Here is a 25538-nt window from a genome sequence, read left to right as displayed (position 1 = left end):
TTCTATGGGATATTCTTTGATTTCTCTACCTTGGAGTAGTGCTCCATTTGATTTTTTACTTCTTTTTCCATCAACCTCTGATCAAATAAAATCTTATCAATATAAGCAATAGCTTTTCTAACAATAGATATTTGAGTCTTTTTTTCATTTTCACGACAGAAATCATAAAGACTTTTTACTTCTTGGATTATATAGCTCACCTCAAAATCTTGGGGTTCTAAACTTAGAATAGAGCGAGCAATCTTTTCAATATCGCTATCTTTTTTTATAAAAGTAGTAAGCTTTGCTTGATTTTTAATCTGATCTAGGAAAAGACAATTATTTTCTTTTTGTGGATCGTTCTTCTGAAGGTTGCTAATTTTCTTTTCGACATTTTTAGATTTCTGTGTTTCTTGTTTTAAGGTTTCAAAAAAAATTAAAGTTTCCTCTAGAGATAAATTTGCTTTTTTCATAAAATATCTTATTGGAAGCCAGTACATCTGAGATTCGGAAAGCGTCTTAAGATATTCCTTTGCTTCTTGTGGACTAATTTCATCTTGATTAAAAAAACATCGATAAATTTCTGTTTCATTGATGCTTTTTGGGATATGAACAGATGTAACTGTTCCTATATTATCAATTGGCTTTATTTCTCCCCTCAAAATCAAGGCAGGAGCTCCATTTTTCTCCACAAAGTGCCCCTCTTTAATGAAATGTATATCCTTCAATAGTTCTTTTTCAATCAAAAAATTGCCACTTTTTCCGCTGACATCTCCAGTTTGAATATTGAGAATCGCAGAATTCTCTACTCCATTTTTTAAAATAGTTTCAAGATGCTTGTTAAGAGTGAGCATTACATTTTTTTCTTGTTGTTGCCGTAAAATTCTCACCAAGTCAAGTTTTTGTATTTTTGCTACTTGACCGTTATAGCGATAAAATATTTCACCATTTTTATTGATTATTGGCTTATTATCAGATTCATAAACTCTTAAAACACATATTGTTTTTCCCTCAATCTCTCGCTCAAATCTTTCAATCTTAATTTCCTCCTGAAAGTAAGAGTTTAGATGATTACTAATTTCTCTAGAATCAACATTAAAATAATTAACCTGCTTCTCTTCAAGTCCAAGAATTTTTCCACCCTCATGATCTTTGTTTATCTCATCTTTTTCTTCTATTCCAAAGAAAATATATCCCCCACAATTATTTGCCATGCCTTGAATTGGTTTAAGAACTTTGTCCCAATTCTTGAAACCATGAAAACTTTTTTTAAATTCAATTTTTTCATTTTCTTTTATATGTAGCGTTAGATTTGTATGACTCAGCAAACTCTCTAGCCCATCTGCTTTAAGCTCGAAAGTGCTATATCTTTCCAAAAAATCTCGAGCTTCTCTTTCGCTTAACGCCATGATTTCTTTCCCAATACGCCCCTGCTTAATATCTGGAATACGCCCGCTATTTATGTGATTCTTTATATTTCCTCGATAGTGGTTAATACATCCTAAAATCTCTTGATTAGGTATCTCTATATCAATAAGCGCCTTAATGATTCCTATTTCATAATCTGTAATATTTGGATTTTTAGACATCAATACACCACATTCACACGCTCGTCGTTGGGGATATTGAGGTTGAGGAAAGATTCTAAGCTATGATTACCATAGCCATCGATGAAAATGGCTCTGTTCTTGTCCTCTAAGATTTTCTCTTCTACTTCTTTGTCAATCCCCACTACACAAAGGATATCTTCACACACAAAGAGCTTGTCTGTCACGATTTCCTCTAATGGGATATGCAAGGGTTTCCCTGCAAAGAGTGCAAGGTTTCTAGCAATGTCTTGGGGAGAAGTGGTGGCACTATGAGGGATGATACTCCCCTCATCACTTAGTCTTGCTTTTTCACTCAATGAATACACGCGATAACCGATATCTACTCCTGAAGTTACAAGCCCCTCGCCCTTGAGCTTCTCCCCTGCACGACTAACTCGCTCAATAGTGATGTCACTAATCTTTGGCTCACTTCTACCTAACTCGTTTTTCACAAAGTCATAAGCTGTTTTGTTTTTGTTCTCATCGATAGGCTCAGGGAGTTGCACTAGGATAAAGCGTCGATTACCCCCATCTTCTGCATTGAGTTCCATTACCGCTTGTGCTGTCGTCCCACTCCCTGCAAAGAAATCAAGAACAAGTTCAGAATCATCATTTGTAGAATGATTGAGAATTGTTTTGATAAATTCCACACCTTTTGGATAGGAAAAATATTCAACCATATTAAACTCAATCAAATCTTTAGTGGCTTTTTGATTCATAAAAATATTATCGGTAAAAGAAAGAGTATTAAATGTTTTAAGCGTCGTTTTTAAATCTTTTAGATATCTTTTATAAATGAAGCTCCTTTCATTTTCTTTATGTTCTTTTTTAAAACAAATTCTCCCTTCATCAATATGTTTTTGAATTGTATTTTTTGAAAAACGCCAAAACATTCCCTTGGGTGGATATTCTTCTTTTCTTGTATATGGATTGGTGATAGCAAAATAATTCATTTCCATTTTTCCGCTTTTGGCACTTGGATCACTTGAAACCCATTCTCCGTTTGGATCATTATCTGGATTTTTGTATTGACTCAAATCTTTTTGTCCTCCAAGTAAGATTGTATAATCTTTGTTTTTTGCATAGCAAAGCAAAAATTCATGCTGATAATTAATTCCAATTTTTGCATCATTTGTTGTGCTTTTTGTCTTTCGTATAAAATCCCCTACAAAATTCTCCTCTCCAAAAATCTCATCACATAGAATCTTGAGATTGGCTTGTTCGTTATCATCAATGCTGATAAAAATCACCCCATCCTCTTTGAGTAAATCTCTAGCAAGTTTGAGGCGTGGGAGCATAAAGCTAAGCCATCCACTATGGCTTCTTGAGCCTGTGATATTGCGAAAAGTCTGAAGTGTCTTGCTCTCTACCTCTTTGCCCTCTTCATCAATCTCAAGCAACCCCACTTCACGCAAAATCTTTCTATAATCTTTTCTGAAGTCATCAGGATAGATGAAGTTTTCACTTTTGGTGTTGTAGGGGGGATCGATGTAAATCATTTTGATTTTTTCATAGTAGGCGGATTTGAGGATTTTTAGCACATCAAGATTATCGCCGATGATGATGGAGTTCCCTGTAGATTCCCTGTCTTTGCCCCTCTCTACTTCTTCACTTAGTTCAAATTCTGTAGGAGTGGTGTAGAGAGTATTGGCTAAACCCTTGCCTGTGAAAGTGAGCTCATAGCCTTGAGCGTTGGAGTGAGGATCAAGTCCCAAAAGCATAGCAAGAGCTTTGAGATTGACATGCCCTTCACTTAGGGTGTCAGGGAAATTTTGCTCTAGTATGGATTTTAGAGGATTATTCTCTTTTGTGCTATCGATGATGTTTAGTCCTTTTTTTTGAGCTTCTTGCTTATCTATCATTTGCTTTCTCCTTGGGTAGCGATATTGTGTAGCAAATCTTTGAGTTCTTGGGCATTGATGCGTGTTTTGAAGTGAATTTTCACACTTTCTCCCAAATATTCTTGAAGTTTTTGGAAAAACTTCTTGGCATAGTCGATCTTTTTTTGCTCTGTGGGCGGGATATCTCTCTCACTCCCATAGCCTTTTGTCTCACAGATAAGGAAGATTTTTTGATCATCTTGGGTACTGATGAGGTAGGCAAAGTCTGGCTCATAGTTTTTATAAGGTGTAGGGATAGAAAATTTAGGAAGTTTGGCATAGACTTGGATTGTGAGGTCATTGATATGCTTTGGATCTTGAGTGATGGCTGTAAGCTCGATTTGACTATCAAAGATTACTTTGTCATAGAGATAGTTTTCTTGTGGTTTGCTTCCCTCATCAATATAGCGTCCTAGCTTTTCACAAAGGATACTTTCTCTTGGATTGCCTTGTGAATCATAGAGCAAATCTTCAGCACTGATTTGAGTCTGGATGAAATCATAGGAGATACTTTGAATGATATTGGAGTGGATTTCATCTTGAATAATAGTTTTAAGTTGCTGAAGAGATTGCTTGGGATTTGTGATGATTTTACTCTGATCAAGAGCTTGATAGACTTGGAGCAAAAAACTAAGAGGAAGTTTTTCACTCTTTGCAAATTCGATGAGATTAGTCATCATCAAAGAGGTGTTGGAATAAAGTTTGGCAGAAAGAATTTCTTCTTTGATTTTTTGTATTTTTCCACTTTGGGGATCATAACGCTTTGTAAGGAGGGTGGTAGTCTCTGAGTTGATTGAAAGAGAATTGAAAGCTTTGGCAATATTTTCTATAAGCGTTTGAGTTTGAATGTCTTTATAGACAATCTTGGCTTTTTGGTTGATACTTTCCCACAGAGTGCGAAACTCGTTTGCAAGCTCTTTTCTTATCCCTGCTGTGGATTTGCGTTTGTTGGCATCATTGGTTTGATTGCGTTTATTGGAGGAGGGTTTGAAGAGATCTAGAGCTCTCAGATAGCTCTCCTCTCTTAGAATTTCCAAAAAGTCTTCTTTTTCATCTCTAAGGACTTCATAGATTGGTTTTATGCACTTATAGAATTCTCTTGTGGTTGCTTCAATCGCTTTACTTCTTTTTCTTAGATGATAGATAAAATCTTCGGCTTCATCTGGAGTGAAATGAAGTTGAGAGTAAAGGATGTTTTTGTGGAGGGTTTTATGATTAAAAACAAAACTTGTGTCTTCAATCTCCTTTTGTAGCTCTTCGATGAATAATCCCTCTTCTCCACTAATAAGCACATCAAGAGCATTGATATCATAGAAGAGATTGTCATCCCCATTGCAGTGAGTGTGGGTGATTCGTTTTCCTTCTTGATTGACTGCAAGCCTTAGCCCTCTTCCGATTTGCTGATGACGACTTGTAGATGAAGTAGAACTTGCAAGTTTGACAAGAGTAAAGATGTTGGGATTGTCCCACCCTTCCTGCAAAGCCCAAACACTAAAGATAAATCTTAGAGGAGTTTTGATAGAGAGAAGTTTTCCTTTCTCTTCTAGGATGAGCTTTACCCCCTCGGCTTCTTTATCATCTTTTGTTCCTTTGTCTCCACTAAAATATCCCCCTGCTACGCAAAGCTCTCCTTTATCGTTGAAGTCTTTGGCTAGATAGGCTCTGTAACTTTCAGAGAGATCGGGGTTGCTTAGGACTTTTTCTCGCTTTTGGATATAGAGTTTTTCAAAGATATTTTTAATCCTTGGGGATTGCCCTCTAAAATCATCAATGTGAGGGATAAAGAAAAGACAAAGAGCTTTTATTCCTTTTTTGAGGAGTTCCTCTTCTTTTTCAAAATGTAAATCTATGGCTGTGGAGATGAGATTAGAGATTTGAGAATCATCTAGCTCATAGGAGGTGGAAAGCTTGTGGATTTCTTCCCCACTGCTTAGGATGATTAAATTGGTTTTGTATTTGATAATATCTTTGCTTTTCCATTGAGGAAAATGCAGTTTTTCTCCAATGTCTTCTCCAAAATATACACTTGCTTTGTGTGTGATGTTGTCAATCACATAAGAAAATATTGCGTTTTTCTCTTTGGGGTGGCTTGAGATCAGTTTGGGTGTAAGTGTATTTTCATAGAGAGTATGGACATTGATTTGTTTGACAAGGTATTCTCTAAAAGCACTGATGCTATCAAGACAATAAGCAAGATTGCTAAGCTTGTGTGGTTCTTCTGTGGGAAATGTCGCACCAAAGCGAAAATAAAGCGTTTGAAAATTTTGAAAAACTTCATCAAACTTTTCACCCTTAAGGAGATGTGGCTCATCAATAAAACAGATGGGCTTCAGTCCAACAATCTCATCTAAAATCGTGGCATTGCTAAAAAGTTTTTCATGCTCTCTTCGCAAAATATTGGTCGAGAGATTTCTCTTTTTCTTCCCATTTTTAGAGTCTTGACTATTTGCTTCTCCTTTGTCTATCGAGCTGTTTGTGAGAATAAGCACAGAGAGCTCATCTGTGTTTTTGATATAGCCATTGATGATATTGCTTAGGGATTTTTCATCGCTGTAATAATAAGCTTTGAGGTGCTTAGAGTATTGAGCGTAAAAATAATCTCTTGTGAGATTGATATTTTGTTTGACAGATTCGGCAATAGCTTTGCGCGGCACAAAGATGATAAATTTGTTTTGAAAATAGTGTTTGTGGAGCTCAAAGATTGTATTGAGATAGGTAAAAGTTTTTCCTGTTCCTGTTTCCATAAGAATATCAATATTTTTTCTATCGCTTAGGGTTTGGATAGGCTGGGGTGTGTGGGAGTAAAAGTTTTTGAAACACTTTTGCAAACTTTGTATATCGTGTGTAGCAAAATCAAAATCTTTTAGAAGCGTGACAATGTTATTGATACAGTCTTGTTGGTATTGTTGAGATTCAAAAATCATCTTTCATTACTTTCATATTTTTTAAAAGCAGAATTGTATCTTTTGTATCTTGATATAGTTGCATTTTTGATCTCTGATCAGAAACTTCTCCCATCCCATCCATCAAGGAATCTGATGCAAAAACCTCTAAGCGTTTATGAGCTCAACACCCAAATCAAATCTATCCTAGAAGAAACTTTTCTTTCTGTCTATGTCCAAGGAGAGATCAGTAATCTCACCTTTCACTCAAGTGGGCATATTTATTTTAGTCTCAAAGATTCTCAGAGCAATATCGCATGTGTTTTATTCCGTGGAAATGCCCAGCATCTCAAAGTTCGCCTTCAAGAGGGGATGCAGATTGAAGTCATAGGTGGGCTAAGCGTCTATCCACCAAAGGGCAACTATCAAATCCTTTGCAAACAAATCCTCTCTTCTAAAACTGGTCAGCTAGCTCAAGCATATGAAGATCTCAAAAAAAAGCTTGAAGTCCAAGGTTATTTTGCACACAAAAAACCCCTTCCCACTTTCCCCCAAAAAGTCGCCCTGCTTACATCAAGCACAGGAGCAGCACTCCAAGATATGCTCAAAATCGCCCAAAAACGCTGGAGATTGACACAATTTGTCATCATCAATACCCTTGTGCAAGGAGAGCAAGCCAAATACTCGATCACTCAAAATATCGCACTTGCTGATTCTATGGGATTTGATTGCATCATTTTAGCTCGTGGCGGAGGCAGCCAAGAAGATCTATGGGCCTTCAATGAAGAAATGGTTGCTGATGCCATCTTTCAAGCCCAAACCCCCATCATCTCAGCAATTGGACATGAAAGCGATGTTTTGATCAGTGATTTTGTCGCTGATTGGCGCGCACCCACTCCAAGTGGAGCGATCGAGCTTTTGCTCCCTGATCAAACCCAATGGCTTTATGCACTCCAAGAGATGAGAGAAACCCTAAGCCATCGCTTTGAACAAATCCTCTCAAATCGCTCCCTCTTGCTCTCTTCCCTCCAAGAGCAATATAAGCTAGCAAATCACACACACAAACTCAAACTTCAAGAAGATGCATGCACACAGATTGGGCAAATGCTCCAGCTCAAGCTTCATACACTACTTCAACACAAAGAACAAGAGCTTCAAGCACTCAAAACTCTTTTTGGCTCATCCAATCCCATCAAAAGATTCCAAGATGAGCTCTCTACACTCAGACAATTATTTATCTCTTATGATCCCGCACAAAAACTCAAAAATGGCTATGTCCAACTCACAAAAAATGGGAAAATCATCCAAGCAGAGGAGATCAAAGAGAGAGAAGTCTTTGAGCTTACAAGCCCAAAGATCACATTCAAAGCTCAAAGATTACCAGAGAGCTAACTCAATATCTTTTGAGTTTTCAAAGCTTTTTGAGCTTCCATCAAGGCTATATTCGACTGCCAATCCGTATTTGACCACAGCACGCCCATTTTCCTTGATTTTGAGATTCTGATAGAAAGTTGCTGGAAGTTTGATTGATCCAATATTTGGCATTTTGGCTCGTGGTGCGACATTGATATTGACCTGAATAGAGCCAAGCAAATCTCCATTGAAATACACTGCTATTTGTGAGATCTTCATAAATTGTGCTGTTTTATTGACAACTCCAACCGGTACCGTGCTTCTTCCAAGTAAAAAAGATTGAGCAGAGAGCATCAAATCGGGATTATCAAAGCTCACTGATGGCATTGATTTTTTGGAGAGGATAAATCTAGCTGGACTATCTCCTCTTTTGTTCTTGATATACATATCCGCACCATTATCTAGCAAAAGCTTGATCATCTTTCCATTTTTATTCATAATGGCATGATAGAGCGCTGTATTACCTTGTGTGTCTTGAGCATTGACATCTGCACCATTGCTAAGCAAAACTTTGGCCAATGTAACATCATTGACCTTTTTACCAGCAGCTTTAAGCAAAACAGTCTCTCCATAACTTTTGGCATTGACATCTGCACCTCGATTGATCATCAACTCTACGATATCTGCCCATCCACTTCGACAAGCATTATAAAGAGGTGTCATCCCTCTCCAACGCGAATTCAGATCTCCTCCACGCGTTATCCCCTGTCTTACAGTCGTATAGTCATCGCTAAACAAATACGCATCCCAACGACTACTTGCCATCAAAAAAGTCAAAGTCAAACAACACAAAAACACCAACTTTTTCATCTACACTCCTTATCTCAAAAATTCTTTAGATAATTGCTGGATTTTATTAAAGATTTCAACAAATTCACAACCATAGATTCGCGTCTGTGCAATAGAGGTCATAAAATTTGTATCTCTCTCAAAGCGTGGAACAAGATGCCAGTGAAGATGCTCAGGAATCCCAGCCCCTCCAGCACTTCTGATATTGATCCCACTATTGATCCCTTGAGCACCAAAGGCATAGAGCATCTCACAACCTTTGCGCGTAAGTTTGGCTAGATGCGACCATTGCTCTAGATTCAACAAATGAGGAGAATCAATATGCATATGAGGGATAAACATCAAATGTCCAGGGGTATAAGGATAGAGATTCATCACCCCAAAACAAACTTCATCACGATAAAACACATAATGCTCTTCATCTTTGTGAGCTTCTTTTGAAATCTCACAAAACACACATTCTCCAGAGACACCATGCTTTAAATAATGGCTTCTCATCGGAGCATATAAAATATCCACAACCTCCTCCTTAAATATAGCTTGGTGCATCATTGGCAAAAAGCACCAAATCACCCTCTTTGAGAGATGCCTTGAGTGTGTTTTCCATAGCATCTTTATCTTTGAGCAAGATCTTTTTGGCATGCTTGATCTCTTGAGAGAGAATCTTGGCATTGAGCTCTCCAGTGATGATCACTACATCAAATACTTTATCAATCTCTTGTGCCAAACAGACATTCATCTCATCTGTGCTCTCAATGATCCCTGGTGTGACAATCACCTTGCGTCCTTGATGCTCTGAAGAGATTTTGATCGCCTCTTTCATTCCTTCAAGATTCCCATTAAAGCTATCATCCAAGATCACCTTTCCTCCAACCTCACTTTTACTTAAGCGATGCTCCACACTCTCTAGTCTCCTCACGCGATTTGCAATCTCATTGAGGTTAAGGCCGATCTTTTGAGCCATCTCAATACAAAGCGCGATATTATGAGCATTGAAACTTCCCAAAACCTTCGTCTCAAACTGATACCATTCCCCCTCAAGTAGCATGTCAAATTTTGTGCCCTGAAGTGTTGAGCTGATTCTATCAATCTCTCCTTTGGCTCTATCAGCATATCTTGGGAGATTTTCAGGCATAGGATTGCTTCTCTCAATCAATGCACATTTTAAGCGACTAGATCTCAAAGCCTCAAATTTAGTCTCCACAATTTGATCCAATGATTTGAAATATTCCAAGTGCTGAGGCCCTATTTTGCCAATAATGACAAACTGGGGATTCAAAAACTCAGCAATCTCAGCGATATCTCCCCTCTGCCTTGCACCTGCTTCTACGATATAAAAATCACTTTGTAGATCAAGATTTGTATTGATATCAGCTACGATACCCTTGAGTGTATTGACACTTCTTGGTGTTGCTTGCACACGAAATCTGGCTTTGAGAATCTGATAAAGATAGTTTTTGATACTTGTTTTTCCATAGCTTGCGGTGATTAGGATGATCTTGAGTTGTGTCATCGAAGCAATTTTTTCGCGTGCAAGCTTTTTGTAGCGATTAAAAAGCATCATTTCAGACAAATCCGAACATAGCAACGCAAACCCCAAAGCCATGACAAAAGATCCAAACACTTCTCCATAAACAAGCTCAAGTCCAGCATCAACAGAAGCAAACAAGGCCAAGATCCCAAAAAATCTCCAAACACGCCCAGTCCATTTAAGCGGTTTATCCAATCTCAATATCCAATAAACAAAGATCGGCAGATACAAACCAATCAATGCAAAATAAAAGTAAGTTACCCACCCCATATAAGCACTGAATCCATAAGCAATGAGAGGAAAAACAAAATAAAACAAATGCCAAGAGCGTTTGTGATGTTTGGTCAAAACACGATAAAGGCTATAGTTATACCACTGAAGATTGTTCATCAAATAATATGCCAAAACAAACAAAAACACATAATCTAGGGCAATCAGCCATACACTACTCAACGCTCTTCCTCCATCTCTGAATCTGATCATCTATCTCTTTTGCATATTTCAAAAAGAAATAATGATCTCCCTCAAAAGCAAGAAAATGACTTAGATGTATCAAAGAAGCGATCTTTTCTCCACTTACAAGAGAAGTCGCACGATCTTGTGTACCCCAAAAGATATAAGTCTTTGATGGCAAAGAAGCAAAGATTGATGAAAAATCTTCATCAACCACATTTTTAAATGTCTGATACATACCCTCATTTAAGCCATTGGCATCTTTTGATCTCAATCCCTTATAAGAAAACCCAATCTTTTTGACAAATTTTGCAAGATAAATTTTGGCTTTGATTTTGAGAGGTTTTGGCTCAATGATCCCAGCAGAGCTGAGCAAAACTAATTCTTTAGGAGCCAAAAGCGCAGCAACTTTCCCTCCAAAGCTATGCCCAACAATCATATTCTCCAAAGGATCAATCTGCAAAGATTCAAAAAAGATTTTTAGAATCTGTGCATATTGAGTGGTCTTTAGCGCAATGTGGTTTTGACTCTGCCCAAAACCTGGCAAATCAATATAGAGATGATTAAATCCTTCAAAACAATGGCCAAAAGCCTGTTTCATCAATCCCTTATTACTTCCCCAACCATGCAAAAAGACAATCCATCGATCCATCTGATGATCGATCATCTCATAGGCAATCTCAAATCGATTCCCCTCAAATTCCAAAAATTTCTTTGCCAACTTTAAGCCTTCCCTTTGGCTCTTTGAATCTTGTGGATATATGCATAATTTCCACTAATCTCACGCATCAATGGAAGAGAGATCCCAGCAACAACAGATGAAAAATCTTCAAAGAGATAATTAGCCATAGAACCAGGGATTGGATTGATCTCATTGAGGTATACCTCTCCATCGATCACAAAAAAATCACAGCGAATGATTGCCCCCTCAAAGCAATTTTCATAAAGCTTGATGAAATTCTCTCTCAAACTTTGCTCAAGAGCTTCAGAGATTTCAGCCCTCAATACTTGCTCTGTGCGTGAAAAATCCAAATATTTATTTTCAAAATTTAAAAAATCTGCCTTCTTTGGCTCTTCCACGATTGAAAATACGATCTTACCCTCATGATCTCTATACCCTGCTAGATTATACTCTCTAACTCCCTCCACAAAAGGCTCAACAATAATGCGATCATCATACTCAAATGCACAATCTAGTCCATAAGCAAGACCTGCTTCATCCCTCACCACATTGACACCAATAGAGCTTCCCAAACGCGATGGCTTGATGATCGCAGGATAGTGCTTGAGTGATATCGGGGGATTCTGCACAGAAAATACCTCATATCCAAGCACTTTAACTCCCCTAGATTGAGCATAGAGCTTAGTGAGCTCCTTGTCATAGCTCAAGATACAAGCTTCTTTTCTTGGAGCGATAAAAGGGATGCGATAAAATTCCAAGAGCGAAGAGAGCACCCCATCTTCTCCATCACCTCCATGCACCACACTCAAAACCCTCTCCACTCCAAGTTTTTTATCCCCCAAAAATCCAGCACTCACAAAATCCCCATAAGTTGGCATAAGCTTCTTGCACTGCTTATATGCTCCAGAACTAAAGGTATTTGACTTCATCTTTTCTTTGGGGATGAGAAAAAACTGATGTTCATAATCTAGAAAAATAAAATGAGTGATCTCTAGAATTTTTGAAAGCGAAATTGCACTGACAATGCTGATCTCATGCTCATAACTTTTCCCCCCAAAAATCAAACTCAATTTCATTCTTCTTCCTTTAATAAAAATAAAATCTTCTTTGGATTCACACTCTCACCTTGAGCGATACAAATCTCTTGAATCTCTCCATCCTTGGGTGCAAGAATCTCATTTTCCATCTTCATCGCCTCAATCATACCAAGCACTTCTCCACACTTCACCCTTTGATTGGCTTGGACAAAAATCTTGGTGCATACTCCACTCATTGGAGCAAAGATCGCGTTTTCCTGAAAGATCTCCTCATCCATCTCTGATGCACTATCCATAGCAGAGATTCCAACCTCTCTCTCTTCTCCATTGATTTTTAGATGGACCTTGCAAGATTGCACATCCAAGATCTCCACCTCATAGCGCTCTCCTCCACTTTGAAGTTCAAAATATCTGCCCAAGTTTTGAGAATCTTGATGCAAAAGATCTTGGGGCTGTTGCTTATCTTTTTGCTCCAAGTATTGACGCGCCATCTCTCCAAATAATGCATAAGAGATCACATCACTTGGCTTTGTTGCAAATCCTCTGCTCTCTTGGATCGCCCTTGGCATTTCATCTTCTAGATTCTTCTCTGCTTCTCCTACTCGCTCTTTGAGAGATGGAGAGATGGGGGCTGGTGTTTTGCCATAGAGTCCTAAGATAAGATTTTTTGATTCTGTTGTGAGTGTTTTGTAGCGCTCATTCTGCAAGACATTTAGCACAGCCTGAGTCCCCACGATCTGACTAGTGGGAGTGACCAATGGAATGTATCCAAAATCTTTCCTCACCTCAATAATCTCTTGTGCAACCTCTGGCATCCTATCAAGTGCATTTTGTTCTTTAAGCTGAGTGGCAAGATTGGAGATCATTCCTCCTGGGATTTGAGTGCTCAAGATCTCTGTATCAATTTGATTAAAACTTGATTCATACATCGCATATTTTTGACGCACTTTTTTGAGAATCTTAGAAGCCTGCTCCATTTTTTCAATCTCTAATCCAGTCTCCCATGGTGTCTCTTGCAAGGTCGCAACCATCGCCTGAGTGCTTGGATGAGATGTACCTCCACTTAGAGCACTATTGCTTAAATCCAAGATATCTACTCCAGCCTCCAGTGCTTTGAGATGAGTTCCAAAGGCAAATCCTGTCGTGCTATGCACATGAAGTGCAATACTAGCCCCCGTCTCTTCTTTGATTGCCTTAATCAACTCATAGCCCTCAAAAGGCTTAAGCAATCCAGCCATATCCTTGATCGCCAAACTCTGACACCCCATCGCCAAAAGCTCTTTGGCATAAGAGACAAAAAACTTTCGGTGATGCACAGGTGAAGTGGTATAACAAATCGCACCCTGAGCATGTTTGCCCTGATTGCAAATGGCCTCAATGCTGACTTTGAGATTGGAAGCATCATTGAGCGCATCAAAAACTCTAAAAATATCAATCCCCGATTCACTACTTAAGCGGATAAATTCCCTCACTACATCATTGCCATAATGGCGATAACCGACAAGATTCTGCCCCCTAAGCAACATTTGCAGCGGAGTTGTTTTGAAAATTGCCTTAAAGGCACTAAGTCGTTCAAATGGATCTTCATTGAGATACCTCAAACACGCATCATAAGTCGCTCCACCCCAAACTTCTACGCTATAAAATCCGATGTCTTCAAAGATTTTGGCAGCCTCAAGCAAGTCCTGTGTCATCACGCGAGTCGCCAAAAGAGACTGGATTCCATCCCTGAGTGAATTTTCTGTGATTTTGATTTGTTTCATTTGATGTATCCCTTTGTTGATTAAAAGGCCTCAATTTTATCAAAGCTTTTGGGCTGATGGCTTTGTTTTGGCAAGTTTAGAGACTAAAGACAAGTTTTGTGCAGTTTTTTTTGTCTTGAAAACCAAGAAAAGTGAGATCACTCAAATATTTCCAAATCTCATCAACACTCTGATGCTTAGCGATCTCTCGCAAAACCAGTCCTCTGTAATACTTAGCATAATGGCTGATTTTCTTGCCATCTTTTAAGAACTCAAAAGTCACATAATGTGCTTTGGGGACATAGAGTTTCTGATAAAACTCTGCCCTCAAATCCACAATCAAATCATCTCCACAAAGTAAGTCAATTTGATCTTGAGATTTTTGATAGATGGCTTTTGTGCTCACTCCCTCAAACCCTTCTCCCTGCTTGAGTTTATAAAAAGGCAGGATTTCTCCAGCTCTCACCACCCCAAAAAGATTGCTAAAAATCAACACAGATTCCAAAACAAAATCTTGCTCTCTTTTATCCAAAGAAGCAAAATCTAACGCCTCATAAGCCACACCGCTATAACACTCAATCGCTCTCATCGTATGAGCTTGTAGTGAAGATTCTCTAATCTTTTCAAACTCATCTATTTTCTTAATCCCCCATAATTTTTGCAATTCCTCCACACTTGCAGATCGCACAAAATGCAAATACTGCTGATGAAGTGAAGCAATGTGTGGAGAAAGCATATCTTTCTGCCTCGAATATGCCTTACCCTCACTAGGAGAGAAGAGAATCTTCACAATCTACCTCCATAGCATTCCACTCTCATCTGATAAAGCTTGTAGGGAAACTGATTGATTGTGATTTGAAAATCTTGTGATTTACCCTGTTTGATCTCTTGAGCGATCTCGTATTTGTATTGTTTATAAGGCAAGAAGGCATTCAAAATCTTATGTTTCCAAGAATCAGATGGACGCAAAATATCCAAAACAAAAAAACACTTTCCAATCTGTCCCCTTCCTTCATTATAAACAAGACCATCAACAAAAAAAGTAGGGCTATATTCCAAATGCTTAGCCATCTTGTATTCAACTCTATTTTTATAGAGAATATTTTGATTGATCCATACAATAAAGATTGGCGTGGCTAGCAGCACACTCCAAGCACATACTTTAAAAAATTGAGGGATACCAAACCTCACTCTTGCCAAAATACAAGCCACAATATACAAAAGAGCAAAGAGTAAAAAACATCCAAAAAAGATCAATAGATCAAAATAACTCAAGAGGGAGGAGATCTGGATGATCCCCTCTCGAGCTTGATAGATCCATTGACTAAGAGTATTCATTCTTATCTATTTGTGCTAGTGGATTTTTGCTTATTTTTAGAATCAACCCAAATATTAGGCACAGCTCCACCAGGAGTGAGGAAAATTTGTGCATTTTTATTGACTTTTAGTGCTTCATTGAACTTGCCTTGAGTTTCAATCTGACGCAATTCCAAAAGTCTTGAAGTCAAACTATCAGCGATTGTTTTATTGGCCTTGCTTTGAGCATTGGCCTCGATCAAAATCGCATCAGCCACACCTTGTGCCCTCACTCGATTTGCCTCTGCTTCACCTCGTGCTAGAGCGGCAACCTTCTCTGCTTCTTGCTTGGCTCTCTCAACTTCATATCTCACACGCTCTGATTCTTGGCGTGCAATTTGGACTTTTTCAATCTGCTCTTTGATATTGTTGGGAAGCACGATCTCTCTAAGCTGAACGGAATCAAGACTGACAGGAGAGTTGGGGAGCTTAGCAATCTCATCTTGAATATTTGTGCTAATCATTTGAGCAATCTCATTTCTTTTGATGGGAAGCTCTTCAGCAGGATAGCGCCCTACTACACTTCTTACGACATCACGCACCACAGGATTGATGATCTTTTGCTCCCAAGAAAGTCCATAAGTTGCGATAGTTTGTGGGACTTTAGTTGGATTGAGCGAATACTGCACGGTGAGCTCAATTGAGACAGAAAGTCCCCTAGAATCCATCACAGAAATTGCATCATTTCTAAAAATCCCTTGATTTTTTCCCATCACTCCCATATCCTCTGTGCGAGAAAAATTGATGATTCTCACCCGCGTATCCACCACAATTACATTTTGTAGAATTGGCACAAAGAAATGAAATCCAGGCTGCAATGGGGTGTTGTCATATTTTCCAGCAGTCACTTTGATCCCCACCTCACCAGAGTTGATCACTACAAATGGTCGTGCCAAAACCAAAAGCACGACAATCACCACCCCAGCGATCAAAAATCCAAGCTTTTTCCCTCCAAAATCAGGCGTGAAATCACGCTTAGGTGTCTCCCTCCTAGGTTCTCCTTGGGGCTTTTCCTCTCGATTCATATTTTTTTTCTTCAAATGCTCATTTAGATCAATTGGCATCAGTTTCTCCTTGAATATAAGTTAAAAAATGTAAAAAATCAGGATCTTCTCCACCTGCAACTTGGCTAAATCTCTCCTGAATCCATCGTGTCTTGGGAAAATCATCCCCAATCTTGCGGAAATCTAGCTCAACAACTGGCGTAATCTCAGCAGCAGTTCCGACCAAAAAACATTCATCAGCTGTATAAATCTCATCGCGTGTAATTGCTCTTTGAGTGAGTTTATATCCTTCTTTTTGAATGATTTGCATCACGCTCTCTTGTGTGATTGAGCAAAGCGTATTCTCCCATGGAGGTGTGATAAACTCATCTTTTTTCACTACGAACAAACACTCACTGCTTGCTTCAGTCACAAAGCCAGAATCATCAAGCAAAATACACTCATCAAACCCGCATTTATATGCCTCATAACGCGCTAGCTGAGAGTTGAGATAATTGCCTGAGACCTTGGCTTTTAGAAATCCTGATTGATTAGATGGGCGTCTAAAAGAGCTAGTTTTCACTCTGATGCCACGACTTTGTGCATCTTCACCCAAATATCCATCCCATTCCCAACATGCCATCATCACCTCAATAGGAGAGTGGTAATGTGCCACCCTCAAATCTCCATATCCCAAATAAATCAAAGGACGGATATAAACACTTTTATCCCCCCTAAAAGTATTTTTCCTCACAAGTTCAATTTGAGCCTTACAAAGCTCATCAAATCCAAAAGAGCAATCAAGGGCGACAATCTTGGCAGAATCTAGCAGTCTTTGAGTATGCTCTTGAAGACGAAAAATAGCCAATCCCTTATCTGTCGGATAGGCTCTCACCCCCTCAAATACAGCATTTCCATAATGCAAGCTATGACTCAAAAGATGGGTAGTCGCTTCCTTCCAAGGAATAAACTCACCATTCTTCCAAATCCATTGTGACTGGGTCAAATCAGCCTCCTTTTTTAAAAGTGTTTCCATCATATTGAAGACAAAGTTTTGAACTACTTATATGTCTCAGTTTCTCCTCTGTCAATTTCTTCCATGTTTTTAAAGCTTCTCTATGTTCAGGTTTTTGTTCATCAGTCTTAACCGGTATTCCTCGTGATGAAATAATACATAGAATCTTCTCCTGCGTTCCTAGTTGAGGATATCGCTTAAGACTTGCCTCAATTTGATCTACAGCTTTTTTTAGATCGTTCCCTTTTAATTCAAGAAAAATCGCCCTACTTCTATCTTGATTAAAAATGATATAATCACATCTTATTGCATCATTTTTTTTCTTTTCTATACAGTCATCAAGTTTGGCTTTATAAAAAGATTCATTGTTATCTATTCTTAATTGAAATTTCTTTTTCTTTTCTTCGCAAACTATTAATTGTCCTCCAAGCTCACAACAAAGACTATCCTCTTTGCAACCAAATTCAATACTTTTTTCCTTAAAAGGACATTCAAGTTTTACAACATTGCACTTCAATCTTTCATCTCCAACTCCAAATCAATAAGTTCATCAAAAACATCTCTAATCTCATCAGATACTCCATCAATTTTTTCTGCCAATATTAACCCCTCATTCTCTTCTTTGCAAATTGAATACACCTCTCCATTTTCCACCATAAAAGCATCAAACTCTTTTGGATTGAGCCAATATTTTTCATCAACAATCTTCTTAATTTTTTCTCTTAGTGATGGAAATTCTTCTGCAAGTTTGTAAGCCTTAAGAAGACAATTGAGTGAAGTAAGGATATAAGGACTATGCGTTGAAAAAGCCATTCTGATGTTTTTATCTTTCTTGAAAGTGAGTGCTACAAGATAATCCACCAATCTCTTCTGAGCTGTTGGAAATAAACTCAGCTCTGGCTCTTCAATAAAAAAACTTAGGCGATATTCTAAATTCTCTATTCTTTGCATCTCCACATTAACTTTTAAAAAAATTTTAAGCTTATCAAGCGTATCTTTCATATCGTTCAAAATAGGTTTCATTTTTTTTGCACTAAATTCGTTTTTCTTGTCCTCCTTAAGAACGGCATCCATTTTTTTCATTCTTTCTGGTAAATCTTCTAAAATAGTAATCTCTTCCTGTTTTATTTTACGATGAAATTCCAAGTCAGAAAATTGCCTTTTTGCTTCATCATAGTTTTGAGCATAAAACGAAGTAATTGTTTCGATAATTGAAGCTGATTTCATTCCAGAAGAAGCATTGTGAAATCGAATTGAGCCATCTTTATTCTCAAGATAATAGACTGGACGAATCCCTTCCGTTTTTTGAGAGAGCCAAATATCCATTGTCTCTATATTTATCCTTGCACCATTTGTAAAACTTTTATCCGTAGCCTTAAAAAAATCTTCATATGTCTTCTCTAGGTGATAAGGAAACTTTGAAACCCTCATTTGCTGATTAAAAACCAAAGGGAGGATAATTCGATCATCGGCAATAAAGGAAACTTTTTCATAGATTACCTCTCCCTCACTTTTATATTTAGAACAATCAAGTTTATATCCTCCATTTTTGCAACTAATTTCAACAACAGATTCTCCGACACAATAAATTGCCTTACTTTCAAAAACATTTGAATGAAATAATCCAAACTCTTCGCTCACACAAAAATCTAGCAACCCAGACTGCCTTAAAATTTCTCGACAATCATCAAACTTGTATTCAGAATCAATAGAAAGTTTTTTATAAATCCAGCGAAAGAGTGAGAGAAGTTTAAGCACAACACTCTTTCCACTTCCTGAATCTCCGATAAAAACCATCATCTTTTTTATTTCAATTTCAGCAGAAGCAATAGGTCCAAAATTTTTAATCACTAATTTTTCTTTCATTTCCTCACTCCACTCCGCCAAATTCTAATGCACGGATTCTATCTAAACTCATTTTATGTCTCACTCTTTAATGCTTCACTTTTCTCCAGTAGCTCAAAATAAATCATCATCTTTTCTTCATAGATCCCCCTTAGTTCTTCTAGCTCTCCAGCAATCACAGAAATCCCTTTTTTTTGATAAAGATTTGGATCACTTAGCTCATACTCAAGCTCTCTGATCTTACTCTCCATCTCTTCAAGCTCACTAGGCAACAGATCTAGCAATCTTTGGTCTTTATAGCTGAGTTTGACTTCCTTTTTCTTTTCTTCTTTTCTCTCACTCTTTTCTGTCTCCCCCAAAGCGATCTCTTGCTCAAGTTTCTCATACTGAGCTAGCTCTTTTTTGTCTTCTAGATATTGACTATAGCTTTCATAATACTCATGCACAACCCCCGACCCCTCAAAAACAAACAGTCTCTCTGCCACCTTATCTACAAAATAGCGATCATGACTCACAATCAATACGCAGCCATCAAAAAGAGCTAGATTCTCTTCCAAAATATTAATCGTTGCGATATCCAAATCATTGGTCGGCTCATCCAAGATCAGACAATCATATTCTTTTGTAAAGAGCAATGCCAAGGCTAGGCGATTTTTCTCTCCTCCACTTAGATTGGCAATCTTTTGATTGAGAAATTCCTTGGGAAAAAGAAAATTTTTGAGATAGCCAAATACATGCATATTTTTCCCCCTCACATCCACTCTATCCCCACCAAAAGGACAAAAAGTCTCTAAGATATTTTTCTCATCATCTAGCATCATTCGATGTTGATCAAAATACCCTATCCTAATCTCTCCTCGCTCAAGTTTTCCCCTCATAGGCTGATCCACACCCAAAAGCACTTTGAGAAGACTGCTTTTCCCGCTTCCATTCTTCCCCACAATCGCAATCTTATCTCTTTGCAAGATTCTAAAACTCAAATGCTCAAAGAGGATTTTATCTCCCATTTTTTGCGTGATCTCCTTGGCTTCAAAAAGCATTTTTTTATTGTTTTTGCCTTCAGTGCGATTGAATGCTTTCTGCTCTCTTTGAAGCTCAAGCTTCATTTTGTGGATGATCGATGGGTTGGATTTGGCCTTTTGGCGCATCTCTAACACTCTTTTTTTGCGCCCTTCATTACGCTTTAGTCGTGCTTTCACTCCTCTTCTAAGCCACTCTTCTTCATTTTTGAGAAGCTTAAGAAGCACTTCATGCTCCCTACTCAAAGCGCGTAGTAATTCTTCTTTTTGTGCAAGATAACTCGCATAGCCTCCATCAAAGCTAGCAAGCTTTCCATTCTCTACTTCCACCACACGCGTTGCAAGATTCTCAATAAAGTAGCGATCATGACTGATGAGCACAAGTGTAGTTTTGAGCGCTAAGAGCTTTTGCTCAAGGAATTCCACCATCTCCACATCAAGATGATTTGTCGGCTCATCAAGAAGCAAAATATCACATTTTTGAAATAGGATTTGTGAGAGTGCGACGCGCTTTTGCTCTCCTCCACTCAAGGAAGCAATACTGCGATATTTAAACTCATGTAAAGAAAATGCATCAATCACTTCCTCTACTTTGGCATCCAAATCCCACGCATTTAGTCCATCCAAAACTAGTGTCAGCTCTTCATATTCTTTGAGTAGATTCTGATCATTGGGCGTGTTTTGTAGAGCTAAATTGACCTCATGGAGTCGTTTGTGAGTGGATTTGAGCTCGACTAAGCTTGCCTCTATCGCCTCTTGAACGCTCAATGCTGGATCAAACTCTGGAATCTGAGGCAAATATGAAAGCTTAAGATTATTTTGGATGATTCTCTCCCCCTCATCCAAATCACACTCTTGCAATAAAATCTTTAAGAGAGTGGATTTCCCACACCCATTCTTACCCACAATCGCGATTCTCTCTCCCTCTTGAATCGAAAATGAAACTGAAGAGAGAATGATTTTGAGATCAAAAGCCTTGGAGGCTTCACAAAGTGACAAAAGTGCCATTTAGGAATTTAGCTCTCTATAATGCTTGTGATACACATCCTGCATCTGCCCCTCCAATCTCTCATACCAATCCTCCCCAACTTCCAAGGGATCAAATGACTTGAGGGCAACAATCCTCATTTTGTTTCCTCTACTTTGCATCATAGAGCTATCATAAATCCGACTAGAATTCACCAAAACAACAGGCTGAACACGCAATTTGAGTTTCTCAGCAATCATTTTTGCTCCATTTTTAAATGGCAAAAATTTGCTCTCATCCTTGCATCGCGTCCCTTCAGGAAAAATCACAAGAGGTCTCCCCTCTCCTAGTGCTCTTTTGGATTCTTTAAAAATATGAAGCAAACTGGATCGATCTTCACGATCGATTAGAATCATTTTCGGTCCCTTCAATGCATAACCATAGAAAGGAATCTCACCGAGCTGTTTCTTGGCAATCCAGCAAGGATTCTGTGGATGCAATCCTTCAAGAACGATGATATCTACAGCGGATTGATGATTGAGCATCAAAATCTCAGCCCTTTCATCAAAGGCTCCATAAATCTCGAGCTCAAAACGATTAAATGGGAAAAATATCCTACACCATGTGCGTGCAAAACGCGAATTATTCTTCCTCTCTGAAAACTTCATAAAAAACATAATGATTGCCAATCCTATGGCAATGCTCAATGTCGCAACAATCCCCCTAAGCTTACTGGCACTCATCTTTTCTCACCCATCCAATCCTAGAATCTTCAAGCTTGATCTTATAAAACCCTCCATGCCCCCCAATCACCTCCACCCTCAGAGGAAAACTCACACTTTGCATCAAAGTTGAATTTTGTGTTGGCAAGATTGTGATCTTGGCATTAGGTTTGAGCACAACTTCTCTCACACCCAAGATTCCATAAATCCAAAATACCAATAACACTACGCTAGTAAGAATTAAAATCCAAAAAATTCGCCTATATGAACGCAAGAAAAAAGCCAAAACTAGCAATGCCACAACCAAAAGAGCCAAAACAATATTGCTAAAAATCAAAAAATTATTTTTGGGCTCCAAATCACTCTGTGTGCTCACACGATCGCTTTGAAGCACGATAGGAATGATCTTCTCTTCATATCGCAAGGTCGTGAGATTGAAAAATGTGAACTTTAACTCTTTGAGATGTGCTGGTAGCACACAATAATACATCGCCCTCATTCTTCCATCATCTTGCTCAATAACTTCTTCATGAAATCCCTGTTTTGTGATTTCCTTAAGCTTAAAATCCTCAAGATTCCCCCTCTTGCTCTCTAGATCAAACACCATAATATTATTCCACTCATCATACTTCTTGGCTCTGACATTGCTGACTCTCAGATCTTCACTCAGCACCCCTGTATATTTCTCTCCATCCAAAGCAATAGCTTCAAATTTTTTTCCCTTATTTTCATCACTATCAGCATAGCTCCCATCTTGAGAGATCGCCATAACTTTCAATGTGGGGATAGCAAAATTGGGAGCTTTGATCTTGTAAATAAAGGTATTTTCATATGAATCATCTTCTTTTTTGATCCAGCTTGAATTGGGATTGAGAATCTCAACTCCATCAGCTAAGACCTTATTGGAATTGGGGATAAACTCCACATCCATCAGCGAAGCGCCAGAAAAAAGCAAAAGACTATATTTGAGCTGTATTTTTTGTCCTACATAAAACTCCTCCCCCTTATCCAAAGGAGTAAGCAAACGCAAATAAACAATCTTAGAATGCCCAGAGGCAATAAGCGAGCCAATGATCAAGGCAAGCAAGAAAAGGATTTTTCTCATTAAAATGCCTTATTTTTTCTCTTGCTTTGTCTCAATTACACCCCAAGTCTTAAGCACATCAACACCTACTTTGAGCTGATTATCTTTCATCAGCATCTCAGGAGTGATAGTTTTTTCTTGAGTTTTAGTTTTTTTATTTTCTTTTTTGGACTGCTTATTTTTGCCCTCATCAAGCTTTTCTAATTCGCCCTCCAAATGTTTTCTCAAATCCGCCTCTTTGATCTCTAGAGCGTTTTTATCACCCTGAGGGACATCTCCATAAAATGCTTCAATATCAGGCTTGATTCCTACAGCCTGAATCGTGCGTCCACTAGGGAGATAATACTTGGCAGTTGTCAGTTTGAGACCATCTGTTTTGCCAAGAGGAATCACGACTTGCACACTTCCTTTGCCAAAGCTTTGCTCACCCACCAAAACAGCCCTTTTATGATCTTGCATCGCTCCTGCGACAATCTCACTAGCGCTCGCGCTTCCACCATTGATCAAGACAACCATCGGAATCTCTGCATAAGGGGCTTTTCCATTGACACTGAAGGCGACATTATCTTCCTTGGTGCGACCCTTTTGGGAGACCACCACACCATTTTTGATAAACAACTCCGAAAGCTCCACTGCCTGATTGAGCAATCCTCCTGGATTATTGCGGAGATCAAGGATGATTCCTTTGATTTTGCCTGCCTTTTTGAGCAATTTTTCTACACTGCTTGAGACATTTTTGTCAAAAGAACTCACACGGATATAATAAAAATCAGTTCCATCAATCTTGCGACCAAAGACAGAATCTACCTTGATGATATCTCTCTTTAGATCAAATACAAGTGGCTTGCTCTCACCTTTGCGATAAATAGTGAGCTTGAGTGATGTTCCCTTCTTTCCTCTCATAAGATTCACCGCATCATCGATCCCCATATTGAGCGTGCTTTTGTCATTGATTTTCAAAATCACATCCCCTGATTTCATCCCCGCCTTATCCGCTGGAGAATCATCAAGAGGAGCGATAACTGTCAAGGCATGATCTTTGAGTCCAAGAGTGATGCCAATCCCCCCAAATTCACCATCAGTCTGAGCTTTAAGATCTTTGAATTTTTTTTCACTCAAATAAGCAGAGTGTGCATCAAGATTTGCTAAAAGCCCCTCGATTGCCTTATCCACAATCTCATCGATCTTGACTTCATCGACATAATGATTTTCGACAAGATTGATCACCTTGCGAAGTTTTTTGTAAGGCTCAAGGCGATTTTGGGCTTGCTCTTTTTCACTCTTTTCTTGAGAATTAGAAACAGCCAAAGCCACCCCACCAACAACAAGTGACAAAACAAAAAAGATCTTTAAAAATAAAGTTAGATTTTTCTTCACAATCATTCCCTTTGCAAAAATCAAAATTAGGATCGTATTCTATCACTTACAAATAGAGAATAAATCAGCCTCTTGATACTTCTGAGGGGAATATAAATAAAGGGGATTTTTTCTCTCAAAAAGACTCGGATATTAAATCCTTCAAATTTATGAAGCAAGATTTGAATCTGGATGCGCAAGGCATTGGGCTTATATCCATAGCTTTGGATCTGATCACACATCTCTTGAGTCTTGTAAGGATCGATTGATCCAAACCAATGCTTGCGTGAAAATATAAACACAAGAGCCCTAAAAGCAAGAAAGCTTCTAAGCTCACTAGCCAAGGCTGGATTTTCCTCTTCGATCTCTTTTTCCAAAATCCACTGATGTGTTTTGATGATATTGATGCAATCTGCATAAAAAAAGCTATAAAACTTTGCCTTCTTGAAGTCCCCACCAAATGCATCGATCAATACCTGCATATAAGGTGCGTAGGTGGGGATAAGATTGGGATCTTTGGTCAGAGTTCTCTGACAAATTGAATTGGGGCGGATTCTATAGCACATAAGCCTCTGATCTGAGAGGTAGATCAATTTTGCACACGAAAAGAGCATCATGCCATAGGCTACATCCTCAAATTCGATCCCCTCAATGAAGCGCACTTGGTGTGCAAATTCTGATCTAAAGGCTCCTTGCCAAGCGAAGTTAAAATGTCGTGTGCACATTTGAGCAAAGATTTGCTCTGGAGGATAGGCATATCCTTTGAGCAATTTAATTTTGGGCCAGATAGAGGTAGTGTCTTTCTTCTGAATCTCTTCTAAAAACCATGAATGCTCATGCCACACAATATCAACCTGAGGATGACTAGCAAAAATCTCTGCACACTTCTCAATGCAATCTAACTCAAACCAATCATCACTATCTAGGAAATGAATGTAATCAGGGGCAAAGGGTTTAGAGTGGGCATAGACTGTGTAGTCTGTGGGGGGTGGGGTTAGAGACATTAGATAATCCATCCCTACATTTCTAGCCTGACTAAGACCACCATTGGGTTTTTGGATAATTGAGATTCTTTGATCTTTTTGGAAGTATTCATAAGCAATCTCAAAGCTTTGATCTGTGCTTCCATCATCTACAAGGATGATTTGGAGATTTTGATAGGTTTGATGGATCACAGAATCAAGGCATTGTTTTAGATATGGTTCTACATTGTA

At 38.5% G+C, this 25538-nt stretch carries 21 protein-coding genes; 1 reads left to right on the top strand and 20 read right to left on the bottom strand.

Annotated features, from left to right (window positions below; genetic code table 11):
• Positions 1–2: 2 nt before the first annotated feature.
• The 3 genes from T391_RS0105385 to T391_RS0105375 are packed head-to-tail and all read right to left on the bottom strand — an operon-like array spanning position 3 to position 6372.
• The gene (locus tag T391_RS0105385) at positions 3–1568 is read right to left on the bottom strand and encodes an ATP-binding protein (protein WP_027327464.1); all 1566 of its coding nucleotides are present in this window, start codon (positions 1566–1568) and stop codon (positions 3–5) included.
• Positions 1568–3430 carry a site-specific DNA-methyltransferase gene (locus tag T391_RS0105380; protein WP_027327463.1) on the bottom strand — a complete coding sequence of 621 codons (1863 nt, stop codon included), beginning with the start codon at positions 3428–3430 and terminating at the stop codon, positions 1568–1570. The genes T391_RS0105385 and T391_RS0105380 overlap by 1 nt, the downstream gene beginning before the upstream one ends.
• On the bottom strand, positions 3427–6372 hold the full coding sequence (locus T391_RS0105375) for a restriction endonuclease (RefSeq protein WP_027327462.1): 2946 nt from the start codon (positions 6370–6372) through the stop codon (positions 3427–3429). The genes T391_RS0105380 and T391_RS0105375 overlap by 4 nt, the downstream gene beginning before the upstream one ends.
• 114 nt (positions 6373–6486) lie before the next feature.
• On the opposite strand from T391_RS0105375, the gene xseA reads away from it, so the two are divergent.
• Positions 6487–7722: an exodeoxyribonuclease VII large subunit gene (xseA, locus tag T391_RS0105365; RefSeq protein WP_027327461.1), complete on the top strand. Its 1236-nt coding sequence runs from the start codon at positions 6487–6489 to the stop codon at positions 7720–7722.
• Here the strand turns inward: xseA and T391_RS08130 are convergent.
• The 17 genes from T391_RS08130 to T391_RS0105280 form a co-directional block, all read right to left on the bottom strand.
• Positions 7708–8553, bottom strand: a complete 846-nt coding sequence (locus tag T391_RS08130; protein WP_051420631.1) for an ankyrin repeat domain-containing protein — start codon at positions 8551–8553, stop codon at positions 7708–7710. The genes xseA and T391_RS08130 overlap by 15 nt on opposite strands.
• Before the next feature lie 9 nt (positions 8554–8562).
• The gene (locus tag T391_RS0105355) at positions 8563–9051 is read right to left on the bottom strand and encodes an HIT family protein (RefSeq protein WP_027327460.1); all 489 of its coding nucleotides are present in this window, start codon (positions 9049–9051) and stop codon (positions 8563–8565) included.
• A gap of 10 nt (positions 9052–9061) precedes the next feature.
• Complete coding sequence (locus tag T391_RS0105350) at positions 9062–10546, bottom strand: UDP-N-acetylmuramoyl-tripeptide--D-alanyl-D-alanine ligase (protein WP_051420630.1); 1485 nt, start codon at positions 10544–10546, stop codon at positions 9062–9064.
• Positions 10509–11237 carry an alpha/beta fold hydrolase gene (locus T391_RS0105345; protein ID WP_027327458.1) on the bottom strand — a complete coding sequence of 243 codons (729 nt, stop codon included), beginning with the start codon at positions 11235–11237 and terminating at the stop codon, positions 10509–10511. Before T391_RS0105345 ends, T391_RS0105350 begins: the two co-directional genes overlap by 38 nt.
• A 2-nt stretch (positions 11238–11239) precedes the next feature.
• The gene (locus T391_RS0105340) at positions 11240–12274 is read right to left on the bottom strand and encodes a D-alanine--D-alanine ligase (RefSeq protein WP_027327457.1); all 1035 of its coding nucleotides are present in this window, start codon (positions 12272–12274) and stop codon (positions 11240–11242) included.
• Positions 12271–13998: a pyruvate carboxylase subunit B gene (locus T391_RS0105335; protein ID WP_027327456.1), complete on the bottom strand. Its 1728-nt coding sequence runs from the start codon at positions 13996–13998 to the stop codon at positions 12271–12273. The genes T391_RS0105340 and T391_RS0105335 overlap by 4 nt, the downstream gene beginning before the upstream one ends.
• A 76-nt stretch (positions 13999–14074) precedes the next feature.
• On the bottom strand, positions 14075–14767 hold the full coding sequence (locus tag T391_RS0105330; RefSeq protein ID WP_027327455.1) for a YaaA family protein: 693 nt from the start codon (positions 14765–14767) through the stop codon (positions 14075–14077).
• Complete coding sequence (locus T391_RS0105325; RefSeq protein ID WP_027327454.1) at positions 14764–15315, bottom strand: DUF2393 family protein; 552 nt, start codon at positions 15313–15315, stop codon at positions 14764–14766. The genes T391_RS0105330 and T391_RS0105325 overlap by 4 nt, the downstream gene beginning before the upstream one ends.
• A gap of 2 nt (positions 15316–15317) precedes the next feature.
• Entirely contained in the window at positions 15318–16397 is a 1080-nt protein-coding gene (locus T391_RS0105320) for a prohibitin family protein (RefSeq protein ID WP_027327453.1), read from the bottom strand.
• The gene (locus T391_RS0105315; RefSeq protein ID WP_027327452.1) at positions 16387–17322 is read right to left on the bottom strand and encodes a branched-chain amino acid transaminase; all 936 of its coding nucleotides are present in this window, start codon (positions 17320–17322) and stop codon (positions 16387–16389) included. The genes T391_RS0105320 and T391_RS0105315 overlap by 11 nt, the downstream gene beginning before the upstream one ends.
• A gap of 1 nt (position 17323) precedes the next feature.
• Positions 17324–17848 carry a hypothetical protein gene (locus T391_RS08440; protein WP_051420629.1) on the bottom strand — a complete coding sequence of 175 codons (525 nt, stop codon included), beginning with the start codon at positions 17846–17848 and terminating at the stop codon, positions 17324–17326.
• Positions 17845–19197, bottom strand: a complete 1353-nt coding sequence (locus T391_RS0105305; RefSeq protein WP_027327451.1) for an AAA family ATPase — start codon at positions 19195–19197, stop codon at positions 17845–17847. The genes T391_RS08440 and T391_RS0105305 overlap by 4 nt, the downstream gene beginning before the upstream one ends.
• Positions 19198–19250: 53 nt before the next feature.
• A complete protein-coding gene (abc-f, locus tag T391_RS0105300) occupies positions 19251–21203 on the bottom strand; it encodes a ribosomal protection-like ABC-F family protein (protein ID WP_027327450.1) in 1953 nt (650 codons plus the stop codon).
• On the bottom strand, positions 21204–21905 hold the full coding sequence (locus tag T391_RS0105295) for a lysophospholipid acyltransferase family protein (RefSeq protein ID WP_027327449.1): 702 nt from the start codon (positions 21903–21905) through the stop codon (positions 21204–21206). It abuts the gene before it with no gap.
• Positions 21892–22989 carry an SH3 domain-containing protein gene (locus T391_RS0105290; RefSeq protein ID WP_027327448.1) on the bottom strand — a complete coding sequence of 366 codons (1098 nt, stop codon included), beginning with the start codon at positions 22987–22989 and terminating at the stop codon, positions 21892–21894. The genes T391_RS0105295 and T391_RS0105290 overlap by 14 nt, the downstream gene beginning before the upstream one ends.
• A gap of 9 nt (positions 22990–22998) precedes the next feature.
• Entirely contained in the window at positions 22999–24348 is a 1350-nt protein-coding gene (locus T391_RS0105285) for a S41 family peptidase (protein WP_476702729.1), read from the bottom strand.
• Positions 24349–24371: 23 nt separating this feature from the next.
• A partial coding sequence (locus tag T391_RS0105280; RefSeq protein WP_027327446.1) for a glycosyltransferase occupies positions 24372–25538 on the bottom strand: 1167 nt, incomplete at its 5' end.

The sequence above is a fragment of the Helicobacter pametensis ATCC 51478 genome, assembly GCF_000518225.1.
Taxonomy (GTDB): domain Bacteria; phylum Campylobacterota; class Campylobacteria; order Campylobacterales; family Helicobacteraceae; genus Helicobacter_G; species Helicobacter_G pametensis.
This window is presented reverse-complemented; position numbering and strand designations above follow the sequence as displayed.